14 protein-coding genes are annotated in these 15812 nt (G+C 51.1%); 4 read left to right on the forward strand and 10 right to left on the reverse strand.

Annotated elements, in window-relative coordinates:
* Window positions 1-34 precede the first annotated feature (34 nt).
* The 5 genes from B5D63_RS23550 to sppA are packed head-to-tail and all read right to left on the reverse strand — an operon-like array spanning window position 35 to window position 4310.
* A complete protein-coding gene (locus B5D63_RS23550) occupies window positions 35-565 on the reverse strand; it encodes an SRPBCC family protein (RefSeq protein ID WP_078671280.1) in 531 nt (176 codons plus the stop codon).
* Window positions 566-573: 8 nt separating this feature from the next.
* Window positions 574-1107, reverse strand: coding sequence for an SRPBCC family protein (locus B5D63_RS23555; RefSeq protein ID WP_078671281.1), 534 nt, complete (start codon window positions 1105-1107; stop codon window positions 574-576).
* Between the two features lie 42 nt (window positions 1108-1149).
* Entirely contained in the window at window positions 1150-2256 is a 1107-nt protein-coding gene (locus B5D63_RS23560; protein ID WP_078671282.1) for an ABC transporter permease, read from the reverse strand.
* A 31-nt stretch (window positions 2257-2287) separates the two neighbouring features.
* The gene (locus tag B5D63_RS23565) at window positions 2288-2530 is read right to left on the reverse strand and encodes a hypothetical protein (protein ID WP_078671283.1); all 243 of its coding nucleotides are present in this window, start codon (window positions 2528-2530) and stop codon (window positions 2288-2290) included.
* A gap of 25 nt (window positions 2531-2555) precedes the next feature.
* Window positions 2556-4310: a signal peptide peptidase SppA gene (gene sppA / locus B5D63_RS23570; RefSeq protein ID WP_078671284.1), complete on the reverse strand. Its 1755-nt coding sequence runs from the start codon at window positions 4308-4310 to the stop codon at window positions 2556-2558.
* 86 nt (window positions 4311-4396) lie between these two features.
* On the opposite strand from sppA, the gene folK reads away from it, so the two are divergent.
* The gene (gene folK, locus B5D63_RS23575; RefSeq protein ID WP_078671372.1) at window positions 4397-4891 is read left to right on the forward strand and encodes a 2-amino-4-hydroxy-6-hydroxymethyldihydropteridine diphosphokinase; all 495 of its coding nucleotides are present in this window, start codon (window positions 4397-4399) and stop codon (window positions 4889-4891) included.
* Window positions 4892-5008: 117 nt separating this feature from the next.
* On the forward strand, window positions 5009-5638 hold the full coding sequence (locus tag B5D63_RS23580; protein ID WP_078671285.1) for a deoxynucleoside kinase: 630 nt from the start codon (window positions 5009-5011) through the stop codon (window positions 5636-5638).
* Window positions 5639-5644: 6 nt separating this feature from the next.
* Here the strand turns inward: B5D63_RS23580 and B5D63_RS23585 are convergent, their stop codons facing one another.
* Window positions 5645-6877 (reverse strand): BaiN/RdsA family NAD(P)/FAD-dependent oxidoreductase, encoded by a 1233-nt coding sequence (locus tag B5D63_RS23585; protein ID WP_078671286.1) that lies wholly within the window; start codon window positions 6875-6877, stop codon window positions 5645-5647.
* A 130-nt stretch (window positions 6878-7007) separates the two neighbouring features.
* On the opposite strand from B5D63_RS23585, the gene B5D63_RS23590 reads away from it, so the two are divergent.
* Window positions 7008-9452, forward strand: a complete 2445-nt coding sequence (locus tag B5D63_RS23590) for an MG2 domain-containing protein (RefSeq protein WP_078671287.1) — start codon at window positions 7008-7010, stop codon at window positions 9450-9452.
* Window positions 9453-9632: 180 nt separating this feature from the next.
* Here B5D63_RS23590 and B5D63_RS23595 read toward each other — a convergent pair whose 3' ends face one another.
* The 3 genes from B5D63_RS23595 to aspA all read right to left on the reverse strand — a co-directional run bounded on the left by B5D63_RS23595 (window position 9633) and on the right by aspA (window position 14007).
* Window positions 9633-10796 (reverse strand): porin, encoded by a 1164-nt coding sequence (locus B5D63_RS23595; RefSeq protein WP_078671288.1) that lies wholly within the window; start codon window positions 10794-10796, stop codon window positions 9633-9635.
* 39 nt (window positions 10797-10835) lie between these two features.
* On the reverse strand, window positions 10836-12176 hold the full coding sequence (locus B5D63_RS23600) for an anaerobic C4-dicarboxylate transporter family protein (protein ID WP_078671289.1): 1341 nt from the start codon (window positions 12174-12176) through the stop codon (window positions 10836-10838).
* A 424-nt stretch (window positions 12177-12600) separates the two neighbouring features.
* Window positions 12601-14007 (reverse strand): aspartate ammonia-lyase, encoded by a 1407-nt coding sequence (aspA, locus tag B5D63_RS23605; RefSeq protein WP_078671290.1) that lies wholly within the window; start codon window positions 14005-14007, stop codon window positions 12601-12603.
* A gap of 135 nt (window positions 14008-14142) precedes the next feature.
* Here aspA and B5D63_RS23610 point away from each other — a divergent pair, with 135 nt between their 5' ends.
* Window positions 14143-15246: a lipase family protein gene (locus B5D63_RS23610; RefSeq protein ID WP_078671291.1), complete on the forward strand. Its 1104-nt coding sequence runs from the start codon at window positions 14143-14145 to the stop codon at window positions 15244-15246.
* Here the strand turns inward: B5D63_RS23610 and B5D63_RS23615 are convergent.
* A complete protein-coding gene (locus B5D63_RS23615) occupies window positions 15243-15785 on the reverse strand; it encodes a hypothetical protein (protein ID WP_078671292.1) in 543 nt (180 codons plus the stop codon). The genes B5D63_RS23610 and B5D63_RS23615 overlap by 4 nt on opposite strands.
* Between the last annotated feature and the right edge of the window lie 27 nt (window positions 15786-15812).

Genomic DNA, 15812 nt, shown 5'->3' on the forward strand with positions numbered 1-15812 from the left:
GGCAAAATAACTAAATATCTATAGGTTAACTGGATTATGGGTGTTCGCAAAGCTGGCTGAGACGGGTGAGTCCGTCAGCCATGGCAGGACCATAAATGCGGTCGGCCAGGAAACCCCGGAGCTTCCACCATGGCGCCAGGCCCAGTTTTATTTCCATATGCCAGAATATAGCGGTGCCTTTTCCGTCCGCGCTGGGTTTCAGTTCAATCCCCCCTTTTACGGGGCGCATATTTTTGATGTCCATGGTATAGTGTACGCCTTTATCGGCTTCACTGTCAACAATGGTGACTTTCCCGCTGTTGAACTGTCCGGCCCAGCTATAGGAGGCGCCGGCGCCAGCGGTTTGTGCAGTATACACGAGTTGAGCGGTCGTATCCGGACGGCTCCATGGGTTCCAGTTTTCCCAGGCTTTGAGGTTGTTGACCTGTGCATATACAGAGTCAATGGGCGCCTGGATCACCCCGGTACGTTCTACCACGGCGGTAGAAGGAAACATCAGCGACAACAGCAATACAAAAATGCCCAGAACGACGATGCTGATGCCTAACAATTTAAAAAGACGCATAATGCTGTTTAATTACGAACTACTAATCTTTTGATACCTTCCAGTCCTTTTTCGAAGTCCTGCCCCACCCATTTGTCCATCATGAGGCCCATTACCTTCCGCAGCGGGTGCTGCCCCATGTTGCAGGTCATGCTCCAGCTGACCAGCGTGCCTTCTCCTACAGGGTCCAGCCGGAAAGCGCCTTTGGCGATGCCCATCCGCATGAAGTCGGTATCTGTGGCGATATACTGCTCTGGTCGGGATTCCGTGATCGTCATATGGCCGGTGCCGATGTTGCGGTTATGGCTCTTCCAGCTGTAGCTGGCGCCGGCGCCGCTGTCTTTTTCCCCATAGGTAATAGCGATATCGGGGTCAAGCTCTTTCCAGGGCGACCATAGCTCCCAGTTGCGGACTACGTTGATGAGTGGGAAGATCCTTGCCGCCGGTGCAGGAATCATGAGCGAACGCTCCACTTTGACCATAGGGGGAAGAAACAAGCTGAATATGAAAAGCCCCAATACCAGGACGATCAACGCCCCCAGAAGAATAAAAAAGGCCTGCATGTAGCTGATTTTAGGTAAGCCAAAGCTAATAAAAAAACCCAGCTACTCCCAACGGAATACTTTTACCGCCACGGCGTACACCACCACTCCCCAGAGCGTTAAAATAGCGATGTCCCAGCCTACGTGCCACAGGTGTTGCCCCTCAAACGCCACTTTACGCAGGGCATCAATGAGATAGGTCAGCGGCATCACCTTACAAATGGGCTGCAGCCAGGCAGGGAAAGAGTCTATCGGGAAAAAGGTGCCAGCCAGCAGGAACTGCGGCAGCGTCACTATGTTGGCCAGCGGCGGTATGGTGCTTTCATTTTTGGCAATGCTGCTCACCACAAAGCCGAAGCCCATGAACACCAGCAGCCCGAAGACGGACAATACCAGCATTTCCATGAAAGTAACCCAGCCATGTACCAGCGTAAAGCCAAAAGCGAAGTGTCCCAGACCAATAATCACCACGGAACTGATCAGCTGGAAGATCATACGGCTGAAAGCCTCTGCCAGCACAATATAGGTACGTTTAATCGGAGTGGCGAAGAAACGTTTTAAAACCAGTGTCTGCCTTAAACTGTAGAACAGGAAAGCGGTGCCGAAAACGGCGGCGCTCATCAGCGCAAAGCCCAGCTGACCAGGCAATATAAAGTCAATCGTTTTGAAAACCCTGCCCGGTATCTCTTCGGACGTGAAAGTAGCTACGGACGCACGCGGATACACCCGGTCATCGATGCGGGCTGTCACCTCTTTTAATACAGACAGTAAAATGGCTTTTTTACCAGCGTCGGAAGCAGTGGAGGTCCTGATATTCACCAGGAAATGAGGCAGGCTGTCGGCCCCTGGCTGCGGCACAACATTGAGGATAGCGGTAATACGGCCCTTCTTCAGGTCATCCTCCATCTCTGCCGCCGGCTGGTCGGTCACCAGCTTCAGCGTTTTCACTTTTGACAATCCTTCGTAAAACCGGCTGTTGATATCGGTATGCCTGTCTACTCCCACTTTCACGGATACGCTGCCGCCACCAATAAAGCCGAATACGAGAATGAACACAAGCGGGAATCCCAGGCTAAAAACCACCGCTGAAGGGCTTCTGAAAATACCTCTTAAACTACCTTTTGTTATAGCCAGCATGGCCCTCCATTGGCTGTACTTCACTCCATTCATCTGAGTCTCGTTTGTTAAAAATCCCGTAAAACTACTCAAAAAATTGACGCTCTGCCCGATTTTTCCCTTGGCTTTGCACCCTCTTTTCCATGGGAAAAGTAGTTTTGGGACATTTTTCGCCCATTTTAATCGCTTTTTGACTGTTTTTTGATGATTTTTTGCTGTTTTTAACCCCTGGAGGTGACATCGGGGAAGATGACCGGGTAATTTTTAAGTGGATTTTAATATCAGGACAGACTAAAAAATAAAGGGGGATGAACAACGGTTTGTTCATCCCCCTTTATTTGAATTTTTAAAGGCTAGAATTTATACATGAAAGGCAGTTTAGCCTGTATATCGCCCGGGATATGCTGTATCGCCTTCAACTGTTGATACAGGTCGTAGTTCACGCCCATTTCTCTTTTCACCATGCTCTCCTGTACTTCTCCGCCTACATTTTTCAGCAACCGGAACAGTTTATCTTTATTGATTTCCGGGTATTCCACCATTCTGTAATCAGATACTTTAGCCAGGCGGGCGGCGCAATTGAGCGCTTCGTTCAGGCCACCGATACGGTCTACCAGTCCGAGCCTCAAGGCATCGGTACCGCTCCATACGCGGCCCTGCGCGATGCTGTCCACCACGGCGGCGTCCAGCTTGCGGCCTGCCACCACTCTCGATTTAAACGAAGCGTAGATGCTGTCCACGCCATCCTGGATAAAACGTTTCTCCACGTCGTTCAGCGGCCGGGACATCGTGCCCAGGTCAGCATAAGGCGCTGTTTTAACACCGTCGAACGTTACGCCCAGTTTGTTTTTGAAGAAATTCTCCATATTAAACATGATACCGAATACCCCGATGGAGCCGGTCAGCGTGTTCGGCTGCGCAAAGATGCTGTCTGCCATGCAGGAGATATAATATCCGCCGGAGGCGGCATAATCACCCATAGATACGACTACAGGTTTCACCTTCTTCGCCAGGGACAGCTCGCGCCAGATCACTTCTGAAGCCAGCGCACTGCCGCCACCGGAGTTCACCCGGAAAAGGATGGCTTTTACTTTCTTGTCTTCCCTTGCCTTGCGAATGCTGTGGATATAGTCTTCGCTGGCGATGGTGGTCTGTTTTTCCGACTCACCGCTGATGATATCTCCCTGTGCATAAATCACCGCGATTTTATTATCGCTGGTGCCGTTGCTCAGGGTTACGGAACTATTGTATTTCAGGAAGGAAACCAGGTTGAGGTCTTCATCACTTTTGATACCGGTTTTGTTTTTCAGTTCATTCACCACTTCATCGTCATATTTCAGTGCGTCTACCAGTTTGTATTTCAGCGCGTCTGACGATTCGCGGATCAGGTTTTCGTTGGCGTAACCATGCAGCGTGGCAGTATCCAGCTTGCGGGTCTGGGCGATGCCATGGAGGTAGTTACCATACAGCTGGCCCAGGAACTGGTGGGTTTGTACACGGTTGGCTTCCGTCATCTGTGATTCGCGGAGGGGTTCGGTAGCGCTTTTGAATTTACCGCAGTAGAAAATTTCCGGTTGTATCTCCAGTTTCTCCAGTGTACCCTTTAAAAACGTCAACTGTGATGAAAAGCCGCTGAAATCGATGCCCCCCTTGGGATTGAGGAACACCTTATCGGCCGCGCTGGCGAGGTAATAGCCCTGCTGGGTCATCACTTCACCATAGGCGTACACAAACTTGCCTGACTTACGGAAACGCAGGATGGCATTGCGGAGCTCTTCCGTTCCGGCAAAGCCGTTACCGCTACCATCTACCTTCAGGTAAATCCCTTTGATGTTATCGTCGGTGGTAGCATGCTGGATCAGTCTTATCGCCTGAAACAGGCCGGGGATTTCGGAAGACTCATCTCCCATAAAAGAAGCCACGGGGTTCACAACTTTCTGTTCGTTGAAAGCCTGGCTGGTCTTCAGCACCAGCACGCCATTGGGGGAAATCGTCACAGGCTCGCGGGAAATGGCTCTCCCGATAATCATCAGCAGCAACAGGAAGCACAGGCCCGTAAAAACGAAGAAAGCCAGGAGCGCCGCAAGGAAAGTTTTAAAGAAACGCATACGTTTTAGTTAAAATGAAAGGGAAATGGAAAGATACATTTTTTCAAAAATACGGAATATGGCTACTTTTGGGCTTCAGAATATACATGAATACAGCAATATTACTTATAGGTGGCAACCTGGGCGACCGTGTCGCCAACCTGCAGCAGGCAGTAGCGCTCATCGGCGCGTCCGCCGGAGAGGTGCTGAAGACCTCCGCCTTATACCAGACCGCCCCGTGGGGCTCCGTAGACCAGCCTGACTATCTCAATCAGGGCATTGAAATACAGACCAGTATGGACGCACTAACGCTGTTGCATACACTGCTGGACATCGAACGCCGGATTGGCCGTATCCGCCAGGAGAAATGGGGCGCGCGGGTGATTGACATCGACCTGATCTTCTTCAATGACGAGATCCTGTCCCTTCCTGAACTGAAACTGCCACATCCCCGGATGCACCTGCGCCAGTTTGTGCTGGTACCGCTGGCCGAAATCGTTCCGGACTACCTGCATCCCGTGTTGCACAAAACCGTACGGCAGCTGCAGCAGGACTGTCCCGACGACCTGAGCGCCGTTAAACTGAGCACGCAAAGCAGCTAAGCAGCCAAGACGCCAGGAACAACAGTTTCTATCGTCTTGCAAGTCTACCTAACGTAAACTAATCTTTATCTTTGCTGCTTTGCTGCTTAGCAGCTTTGCGTGCAAAAACACTCATCCATGCACTATAAATTCATTACCATAGAAGGAAATATCGGCGCCGGGAAAACCACACTGGCCAATATGCTGGCCAAACATTTTTCCGCCAAACTGATCCTCGAAGAGTTTGCCGATAACCCTTTCCTTCCCCTCTTCTATGAACGCCCGCAGCAATATGCCTTTCCGCTGGAACTTTTTTTCATGGCAGAAAGATATAAACAGCTGAAAGACATGCTGCAAACAAAAGACCTCTTCTCCGAGGTGGTCATCTCCGACTACCTGTTTATCAAAAGCCTGCTGTTTGCTAAAATTAATCTGCCGGAAGAAGAATACTCCCTCTACCAGAAACTCTTTGATATCATCAATCCCCAGCTGGTGCAACCTGAACTCCTGATATTTCTCAACGCGCCTGTTACCAAACTGCAGCAGAATATCAAACAACGCAACCGTTCCTACGAACAGCAGATACCCGACGATTACCTGCTCAACGTACACGATATGTACATGCAGTATATTAAGCAGCATCCCGTCCGTACCCTCGTTATCGATACGACCAAAGTGGATTTTCTGCGGCAGCCGGAGGACTTTAAAAGCCTGTTGGCCTCGCTGGAGAAGGAATATGAGCCGGGAGTGCACTACCTGAAACTGTGATGGCCATCATAGTTCCGCAATGGTACTGGCAGCGATAAAGCCGCTGGTCCAGGCATGCTGGAAATTAAATCCGCCGGTGATACCATCTACATCCATTACTTCGCCGGCAAAAAACAGGTTGGGCGCCAGCCGGCTTTCCATCGTGGAGGGATCTATTTCACTGAGCGTGACACCGCCGCAGGTAACAAACTCTTCTTTAAAAGTGGTTTTGCCTTTTACCGGAAACTCCATGCTGACCAGCATCTTCATGAACCGGTTCTGGTCTTTCGCCGGAACGTCCGCCCAGCGCATTTCTTCGGAAATACCCGCTTGCAGCAGCAGGAACTGCCACAGCCGCTGCGGTAGTCCGAACGGGTTTTTATGATGTATTTTCTGTTTACCCAGTTCCTGGCGCAGGGAAGGCCATTCTTCCCGCAGCGAATTTTCATGGTGATCGGGCAGCCAGTTCACTACCGCCGTAAAAGTGTATTGCATGGCTTGCAGTTCCCGGGCGCCCCAGGCAGACAAACGTAATATCGCCGGGCCGCTCGTGCCCCAGTGGGTGATCAGCACGGGGCCCGTCTCCTGTAGTTTGGTACCGGCAACTTTCACCTGTGCGGTGGAGGCCACGCCCATCAGCGAGGTAATGGGATTACCCGGCATATTGAAGGTAAACAGCGAAGGCGCCGGTGGGACAAAGGTGTGCCCTGTTTGCGCCAGCCAGCCAAATTTGCCGGCCTGTGCATACCCGCCGGCAGCCACACAGACAAAATCCGCCGTCAGCGAGCGGCCATCCTGCAACTGCAGCAGCCAACGCCCGTCAGCGCTCTTTTCCAGCGTGGTCACCTCTTTATTGGTTTCAACCTTTACATGGTATTTGTCCGCCTCCCGCAGCAAACAATCGATAATCGTTTGTGAATCATCCGTCACCGGGAACATGCGCCCGTCTGCTTCTGCCTTCAGTTTCACCCCTCTTTCGGCGTACCATTCGATGGTATCCGTCACAAAAAAGCGGGAGAAAGCCTTCCGTACAAAATGTTGTCCGCGGGGATAACGTTTAGTCATATACGTGATATCGGGCGCATTGTGCGTCACATTACACCTGCCGCCGCCACTCACTTTTACCTTGGATAACAGTTTACCGGTTTTCTCCAGCAACACTACTTCCAGCGACGGGCATAAACGCGCCGCATTGACCGCACAAAAAAAACCGGCCGCACCGCCGCCGGCCACCACTAATCTTTTCCGGATTGCACTCATTAAAATCTTGTTAAAACCAACGCTTGAAGACGCAATAATAACAAACCTGCCGTAATCTTACCGTTTATTCTTTCGTAAGTTTATATTTGTCCTATTATTATATCCATTATTTCGGCTCAAAATACAGTTCATGCAAGTGCACAATACCAAAAAGAGACGTCACCTGAAGTGGATGATACCCGCTACCCTGCTGGCCGGAGTTATGGGCGCCGTGGCTATCATGCCGCCACCAGCCGACTGGTCGGATCACCTGGTTCAGGCTTTACAACAATACAACAACCGCTTCCCGCAGGAGAAAGTATTCCTGCATCTGGACAAAGACTACTATGCCGCCGGCGAGACGATCTGGTTCAAAGGTTATGTGACCCTCCAGGGCCTCCCCTCCACGCAGGCGACCAACCTGTATGTAGAGCTGCTCGACAAGAATAACAACATCGTACAAAAGAAACTGTTTGCCGTTTTCAACGCCGGCGCCCCCGGGAACTTCGAACTCCCGGAAGCGCAGAAGCCCGGCGTATACCAGCTGAGGGCCTACACCGCCTGGATGCTCAACTTTGACCCGGCCTTCACTTATACCCGTACCATCGAGATATTTGATCCGGCAAAGAAAGGCGGTCCTGCAGCTGACAGCACCGCTGCCGACTTCTCCGTACAGTTTTTCCCGGAAGGAGGCAACCTCATTGCAGGCCAGCCTAACACCGTGGCATTCAAAGCGATTGACAACAACGGTTATCCGATCGAGGTGACCGGCACCATAAAAGATCCTAAAAATACCGCCATCAAATCCATACATGATGGTATGGGCACCTTCGAAGTTACCCCGACCGCCGGCCCGGATGCCTACCAGGCCGTGGTAAAAAGCGCCAAAGGGCAAAGCAAAACCTTTACGCTGCCTGTAGCCCAGGCTACCGGCGCGTCCCTGAAAGTGTTCAACAAAGGCGCCCGTATTTTTTACCAGGCGGTCCCCGCCAATATGGGCGATACCGCGATGAACAAGCTGGTCGTTATCGCACAGATGGGCCAGCAGCTGGTATACAAAGCGCTTCTCGATGTATCTGAAGGGCGTATCAGCGGCTTCATTCCGGCCGACAAGCTACCCAGCGGCATCCTCCAGATCACCCTGTTTGGCAGCAACGGCGCACCGCTCGCAGAACGTCTTTCTTTCGTACGCAGCAACGACCGTATGGAAATGGACATACTGGAGTCTGACGTAGCCCGCGAGCCACGCAAGAAAAGTACTTTTGTGCTGCGCCTTCCCGACACGCTGCAGTCCAATATCTCCGTGGCCGTCACCGATGCCGACGCCGTACCCGTAGATAAAAACGCGGCCGACATCGTGTCTACGCTGCTCCTTACTTCCGATATCAAAGGATTCGTATACAATCCCAACTGGTATTTCAAGGATACCAACCCAGCCACCCTGCAGGCGCTTGACCTGGTGATGATGACCAACGGATGGCGCAGGTTCAGCTGGGAGAAAATCGCTAAAAATGAATTCCCGGAAATACGCCACCCTTACGAACAGGGCGTTAGCGTCAAAGGGGTTACCACCGGCGTTAACGGCAGACCTATCGTGGGCGGCAAACTGGATATGATCATCAAACTGCCGGTTGACAGTTCTTCCATGTTCGCTTCCGCCCCGATCGACGAGAAAGGACAGTTCAACATCGCCAACATGGTGTTCCCTGATACAGCTTACATCTACTATCAGGGCAGCGACGCCAAAAAGAGCAAAGACGTTAACGTGAAGTTTGACATCCACTTCTTTGATCGCGCCACCCAGGTAAAAATACCTTACCCGTTGCGCGTTCCGCCGGCGATAGACAACAACTCCCTGAAGCTGTTCCTCGCCACCGCCGCAGAAAGTAACAAGGTCAACCGCGCTATCAACAACAAGACGGTATACCTGCAGGAAGTAAATGTAAATGCTAAAAAAATCAAGCCGGAAGAAACTACGGAAAAACGGTATACTTCCGGTATGTTCTCCGGCGGTGATGGTTATACCTTTGACCTCACCAAAGAGAACCCTACTGCCTACAATATCTTCCAGTATCTTCAGTCTAAAGTGGCAGGCTTACAGATCACCGGTGACCTCAGCAACCCGGCGCTCTCCTGGCGCGGTGGCAAGCCCGGCCTGTATCTCAACGAAATGCAGACCGACGTAAGCATGCTGAGCACCCTCAGCATCAATGACGTGGCCCTGATCAAGGTATTCCGTCCACCATTTATGGGTGGCTTCGGCGGTGCTAACGGCGCTATTGCGGTATATACCAAAAAAGGCGGCGACAACCCGCCGGCCAACGACCCGTCTATCAAAGGTTTCCAGCTGTATAAAAAGGCCGGTTATGCCATCGTGAAAACCTTCTACTCTCCGGACTACTCCGTGAAAAAAGAAGTGCACGCGCTGCCCGACAAACGCCTGACGCTGTACTGGAGCCCGAACGTGCCGGTAGATACGCTGACACATACCGCCAAAGTAGAATTTTACAACAACGATTTCTCTAAACGCTTCCGCGTAGTGGTACAGGGTATTACCGACGAAGGCACTGTAGGCAAGTTTGAACAGGAGTTCTAACCACGCAAAGGCGCTAAGCAGCAAAGACGCAAAGGATAAAATATCAGCGAGCAGAGAAAGCAAAGGAGCGGAGATCAAATCGATTTGATCTCCGCTCCTTTGCTTTCTTATTAAAACTTAAAAAAATCTTTGCTCCTTTGCTGCTTAGCGCCTTTGCGTGAACGAACCTAGCCAGCGAGGTTACAGGATCAGCAGCGGCGTAATAAATCCTAGCGACACCCGGTAAGTATCATCATTCACCAGTCCGAATTTCGTTTGTGCGTAATCGGTATACCGGTACACCCGGCCGACCATGTTCAGGAAAATTTTCAGGTCGTATTTATCAAACGGATACACTTCGATGGCCGGCACGTAACCCCATGCCGTGCGGAGTTTCTTTTCTCTATTGGGATCGGGGTTACCGTTCCAGTAGGCGAAATCCACGAATCCTGTAGCGGTCAGGTGTACGATCCTGTTCAACCGCACGTCGGCCCTTACCCAGTGGCTCATGTAGGTCACGCCCTGCACGGCTTTTATATCGGGTATCCAATTAGAGACGATGAACTTTCGGTCCAGGTTTTCCAGGCTCAGCTTAAAATCATAGTCCAGTTTGAAATTGCGCAGTATCAGCGAGTTACCCAATGCGATGTAATTCATGTACTGGTGGGTAGCTTCCTTGAAAATGCTGTAGGACCAGATGGTAGCCACTTTTCCGTTGAACAGATGTCCGCGCCAGTTGATCACGGCAGCGAAGGGGAATTTACTCTCCTGGATGCCGGGAAGGGAATCGTACAGTTCTTTAAAGGTTTTGGTGCGGCTGTTGAGCAGTTGAAAGGTAAATTCGTTGTTGTTGTTGGGCAGATACCCTACACCGGCGCCGGACAGGAAGTTGTCCGAGTTTTCTATGATGTCGGAGTATTCGTAGATCTGTATGGGGTTATCGTCAAATTCCACGCCGCCCCAGTCTGCGCATAGTTTACCTGCATATATTCTCCAGTGCTTGCCGGGGTCGAAGCGCAGATAGGCCAGATCGGTGGAGCGGCTGATATTGTCTACCGACTGGGTGGCGGGGTCGCGGGTATATCGGTCACGGAAGCGGAAATAGAGTTTGTCAAGTACTTTCCCTTTTATTTCCAGCCGGAACTGTTCATTGACAAAACGCGAGCCGGTGTAGGTACCTTCATCAAACTCATTCCGGAAGGCGTAGCGCATATTGGCGATAAAGTCCATGTTGTTGAGCAACGCTACTTTATTAATGGGAATGAGGGGTTTATAGAGCGTATCTTTCTTCGATTCCTGGTGCTGTGCTATTGCAGCAAGCGGAAACAACATCATGCAGGCTACCAGCCAATTGCGGATATGCATAAAGGTTAAGTTTGGGAGTTAAAGAAAAAATAAGGTCGTCTATAGAAGGATGCCAGCCAGAAAGAAACCGGCGGCAACGGATACGGCTACACTGACAATCCCCGGAATCATAAAGCTATGGTTGACCAGGTATTTTCCGATCTGGGTGCTACCGGTACGGTCAAAATTAATGGCCGCCAGCAGCGTCGGATAACCTGGCAGGAAAAAATCCCCGTTTACGGCAGGGAACATGGCTACCAGGTGGGCCGGCAGGATGCCGAGGGACAGGCCCAGCGGCATGAGGGCTTTGGTAGTGGCAGCCTGACTGAAGAGTAAAGCGCTCAATATGAACAGGGCGATGGCAAACGTCCAGGGGGCCGCTCTCACCATGTTGCCCAATGTGCTTTCAATAATACCGGTGTTGGTTTGCATAAAGGTGGCGCTCATCCATACCACACCGAAGATAGATACGACCGCCTGCGCACCGGAGTTAAAAAGGCTGGCTTTAGCCACAGCGGCAGCCGTGGTACGGCAAAAAAGCATAATGGCGGCGGCAGCGGCCAGCATCACCAGTTCAATGACCGCAGCCATTTTGATATGCCCCGTGGTGTCTACGGCCATATTGCTTTTCCCTTCCCCAAAGGAAGGCAGCATATTGGGAAAGGCGCCTACGAGCACTATCAGCAGCACGGCCAGTCCAAATATCAGTACCGATGCCTTGGCGCCCGGCAGCAGCGGGGCTTTGCTTTCCTGGACGTCCGCCTCTATGCTGGCGGCGAAGTCAGGGTCTTTCATTTTTTCCAGGAACACCGGATCTTTCGCCAGCTCCTTGCCTTTTTTCCAGCATACCACAACACCCGCCAGCGTGCCGATGATGGTGGCCGGGATACATACCCGCAGAATATCGAGCAGTTCAATTTTACCGCTGAGAATGGTCAGCAGCGCAGCGGTGGCCGCAGAGATAGGACTGGCGGTAATCGCCAGGTGCGAAGAGATCACGGAAATGCTCAGCGCACGCTCCGGTCTTATTTTTTTCTTGGTAGATACTTCCGCAATAATCGGCAGCAGCGAGTAGGTAATGTGGGCGGTCCCCGCAAAAAGCGTAAAAATATAAGTGACCAGGGGACCCAGTAAAACAATCAGGGAAGGTTTGCTCCGCAATATTTTCTCCGCCAGCCGCACCAGGTAGTCCATCCCACCGGCAGCCTGCAGGGTGGCAGCGGTAGTCACTACCGCCAGGATGATCAGCATCACATCTATCGGCGGATCAGCCGGCCGCATGCGGAAAATAAAGATATAAACCGCCAACGCCACCATGCCCATTACCCCAAGGCCAATGCCTTTCATGCGGGCTCCCACCAGGATAGCGGCGAGTAATATTGCGAACTCTAACCAGATCATATAAAATAATATCTGCTGCTGAAGATACTCAAAACCAATAGTATTTTATAACCTATAACCCTATTCTATACTATTTCTGATACTGTTTCCAACCGGCTATTTTGTGCCGGCGATGTCCTACCGGCGGTTTCAAGCCGGTAACATTCTACCTGCGGCTTCATGCCTGTGATGCCCACCGGCGGTTTGTGGTTATGTAAATATGATGGTTATTGCAGTGATTGCAGTGATTGTGATTATCGTGATTATAGTAACTATTATGCTTGTAACTATTATGGTTATTATGGTTACATAGCCGGTACCACACCCGGATGCGGCACCGGCTTCTATTGTAAAACCCTGTTGGGGGGTACAGTCATCTTCCTGCTATAATTATTCGCACAAATCTTCAAAATATCACATTGCGCAGCTATTATTTTAAAAACAGTTAGTGGTTGATAAACTGTGGTCTGATCATGTTGTCAAACGTAAAGATCTCGTCCCATTTCTCCTGTGTGATCAGCTTTTTCTCTTTCACGGCGATATCGTGCACGGACTTACCGGTTTCCAGCGCCTCGCGGGCGATGCCGGCGGATTTCTCATATCCGAGGATCGGGTTCAGCTGGGTTACAATACCGATGCTGTTCATCACCATCTGTTTGGTATGTTCGGCATTGGCCGTAATACCCAGGATACATTTTTCCCGAAGGGTGCGGCAGGCATTGCCCATATAGGTAATGGCGGTAAACAGTGCAAAAGAGATCACCGGTTCCATGACATTGAGCTGCAGTTGCCCTGCTTCCGCCGCCATGGTCACAGTCAGATCGGCGCCAATTACATAATAGGCGGTCTGGTTCACCACCTCCGGTATCACCGGGTTTACCTTGCCCGGCATAATGGAAGATCCGGGCTGCATCGGCGGCAGGTTTATTTCGTTGAGGCCAGCCCGTGGCCCGGATGACAACAAACGCAGGTCATTGCATATTTTGGACACCTTCACGGCTGTGCGTTTCAGCACACCGGAAAGCTGCACATAAGCACCGGTATCATTGGTTGCCTCAATCAGGTTCTCGGCCAGCTTCAGGTCCAGCCCGGTCACCTCGCACAGGTATTGCGTCACCAGCTCCGCATATCCCTCCGGCGCATTCACACGGGTACCGATAGCGGTAGCGCCCATGTTGATCTCAGCGATCAGCCGCTTACTGCTGTCTACCCTGGAAAGCTCTTCTTTCAGGTTGATGGCAAAAGCATGGAACTCATCACCAAGGCTCATAGGCACGGCGTCCTGCAGTTGTGTACGCCCCATCTTCAGTACGTTCTGGAACTCTTTCCCCTTTGTATCAAACGCATCTGCCAGCTTGCCCAGCTCGTCTTTGTAAACGGTCAGCTTCAGGATCAGGGCTATACGAAAAGCAGTAGGATAAGCATCGTTGGTGGACTGTGAACAGTTCACATGGTTGTTAGGGTGGCAGAATTCGTACTCCCCTTTCTGTTTGCCCATCATCTCCAGGGCCACATTGGCGATCACCTCGTTGGCATTCATATTCACGGAAGTACCGGCGCCACCTTGTATCAGATCGCTCAGGAACTGATTGTCAAACTCCCCGTTGATCACCCGGTCACTGGCCCGGATAATGTATTCTGCAATATTTTTGTCCAGCACTCCCAAATCCCGGTTGGCCATAGCCGCCGCCTTCTTCACATACCCCAGGCTCTTTACAAAAAGCGGCTCCACCTTCAGCGGTATACCGGTAATGTGAAAATTCTCCAACGCACGAAGTGTCTGAATACCATAATACACATCCTGCGGTATCTCTTTCTCCCCCAAAAAATCGTGTTCTATTCTCTTGGACATAAATTTTGATTTAAGGCCGGAAGTTAAACGCTTTTAGAACAACATAATCCTCATAATTGTTGTAGTTTCATCTAAAGATTTTTCATTACACTGTTGTTCTATTCGTAAATCATAATTGGCAATTCGTAATTTCTCATGATGTTCCGCATTTCACTGGTTTGTTTTCTATTTTTAGTTTTTACCGTAAAGGCCCTCTCTGCACAACACCTGGCGCCACATTTTAATCCCCGGGAATACCATGAACTGCTCGATCTCAGCTCCCTGCAACGGGATACGTCACTGGAACAAAGCAATGCCAAGGCACCGGAAAACTTCCGCGTCGTTTACCGTTCCCCGGAGACTGGCCTCAAAAACCGCTGGGACTTCTGGGTCAACCGCAGCCGGGGCCTCGGCGTTATCTCCATCAGAGGCACTAACGGTACCGCCACCTCCTGGATGGAAAACTTCTACGCCGGTATGATCAGCGCCAAAGGAACACTGCAGCTAAATGACAGTACTACCTTCTCCTATAAACTGGCGGAAGACGACAAAGCGTTTGTACATGCCGGCTGGCTGCTGGGCCTCGGCGCCATGGCGCCGGACATCGTACAACAAATTAAACACGCCTATCAGGAAGGCATACACGAATTTATTATCACCGGGCATAGTCAGGGCGGCGCTATTGCCTTCCTGGTGCGCTCCTACCTGCAATACTTCGACGGTCTGCCAAAAGACATCGTCTTTAAAACCTACTGCAGCGCGGCACCCAAACCGGGCAACCTGTTCTATGCGTATGACTATGATTACATCACCCGCGGCGGCTGGGGGCTCAGGGTGGTCAACGGACGGGACTGGGTGCCGGAAGTGCCTTTCTCCATACAGACACCCACCGACTTCAGCACCATCAACCCTTTCGCTGACATCAAAAAAGCTTTCCGCAAACAGAAATTCCCGGCACGGGTGGCACTGTCCTACATGTACGGGCGTCTCAACCGCCCCGCCAGGAAGGCCAGCCGCCGCTTTCAGCGGGTACTGGGCAAAATGGTGTACGGTCGCGTAAAAAAAGTACTGCCGGAGTATAACCGTCCCATTTTTGTCAACAGCCACAATTATACCCCGGCAGGTACGCCGGTAATTTTATACCCGGTAAAGGGATATGATGAAAAATTTCCGTTCGACGGTAAAAATATTTTCGTGCACCACTCCATCGATGCATACCGGTGGGCGCTCGATCACATATACCCTGCCGGCGGGCATTAGTCGTTACCGCCCTTTTCGCCGGTAAACCAATGTTCTTTATCCCTGAACAATACGTTGAAAGTAGTGAGCGATCCGTAAATACGGGTGATATACTGCTGCAGGTTGATCTTCTCTTCGTCTGTCAGCACCTTATGGCTGTTGATATTCTGCTCCAGCACCCGTAACCGGTCGCGCAGCATCACGATCTTGTGAAAAAATGTTTCGATTGGCACTTCTTTCGCTTTCAGGGTAGAATCGCCCGGTTGCAGCACCATCGTACCGTTCCGCCAGCGATCGCCCAGCGGCACCACCTCTGTTATACCGCCCCATAAACGCAGTATCTTCAGTAAAGACGTTTCCATGTCCGATACCGTTTCCACTTCAGCCGTCTGGTTTTCGGCGACCAGCACCTCAAACAGCGGGTCTGTTTTGTCGATCATTTTGATACCATGGTCCATAAAAGTGACGCGGTACTGTGCGTATTTAACGCCTACAATAACGCCCGGTCCAAAATGTGCGTGCTGTACCCTTGAACCCACGCCCAGTGTCAGTTCTTCCATGTGTTGCTATTTTTGGTATCAAACTTA

The organism is Chitinophaga eiseniae (assembly GCF_900167135.1).
Taxonomy (GTDB): domain Bacteria; phylum Bacteroidota; class Bacteroidia; order Chitinophagales; family Chitinophagaceae; genus Chitinophaga; species Chitinophaga eiseniae.

Bases quoted from the DNA above. Each gene is read 5' to 3' on its own strand.
- B5D63_RS23610 (WP_078671291.1), top strand. From the start codon at position 14,143: ATGATGTTCCGCATTTCACTGGTTTGTTTTCTATTTTTAGTTTTTACC.
- B5D63_RS23600 (WP_078671289.1), bottom strand. From the start codon at position 12,176: ATGATCTGGTTAGAGTTCGCAATATTACTCGCCGCTATCCTGGTGGGA.
- B5D63_RS23585 (WP_078671286.1), bottom strand. From the start codon at position 6,877: ATGAGTGCAATCCGGAAAAGATTAGTGGTGGCCGGCGGCGGTGCGGCC.
- B5D63_RS23565 (WP_078671283.1), bottom strand. From the start codon at position 2,530: ATGAACAAACCGTTGTTCATCCCCCTTTATTTTTTAGTCTGTCCTGAT.
- B5D63_RS23590 (WP_078671287.1), top strand. From the start codon at position 7,008: ATGCAAGTGCACAATACCAAAAAGAGACGTCACCTGAAGTGGATGATA.
- aspA (WP_078671290.1), bottom strand. From the start codon at position 14,007: ATGTCCAAGAGAATAGAACACGATTTTTTGGGGGAGAAAGAGATACCG.
- B5D63_RS23580 (WP_078671285.1), top strand. From the start codon at position 5,009: ATGCACTATAAATTCATTACCATAGAAGGAAATATCGGCGCCGGGAAA.
- B5D63_RS23595 (WP_078671288.1), bottom strand. From the start codon at position 10,796: ATGCATATCCGCAATTGGCTGGTAGCCTGCATGATGTTGTTTCCGCTT.
- B5D63_RS23550 (WP_078671280.1), bottom strand. From the start codon at position 565: ATGCGTCTTTTTAAATTGTTAGGCATCAGCATCGTCGTTCTGGGCATT.
- folK (WP_078671372.1), top strand. From the start codon at position 4,397: ATGAATACAGCAATATTACTTATAGGTGGCAACCTGGGCGACCGTGTC.
- B5D63_RS23615 (WP_078671292.1), bottom strand. From the start codon at position 15,785: ATGGAAGAACTGACACTGGGCGTGGGTTCAAGGGTACAGCACGCACAT.
- sppA (WP_078671284.1), bottom strand. From the start codon at position 4,310: ATGCGTTTCTTTAAAACTTTCCTTGCGGCGCTCCTGGCTTTCTTCGTT.
- B5D63_RS23555 (WP_078671281.1), bottom strand. From the start codon at position 1,107: ATGCAGGCCTTTTTTATTCTTCTGGGGGCGTTGATCGTCCTGGTATTG.
- B5D63_RS23560 (WP_078671282.1), bottom strand. From the start codon at position 2,256: ATGAATGGAGTGAAGTACAGCCAATGGAGGGCCATGCTGGCTATAACA.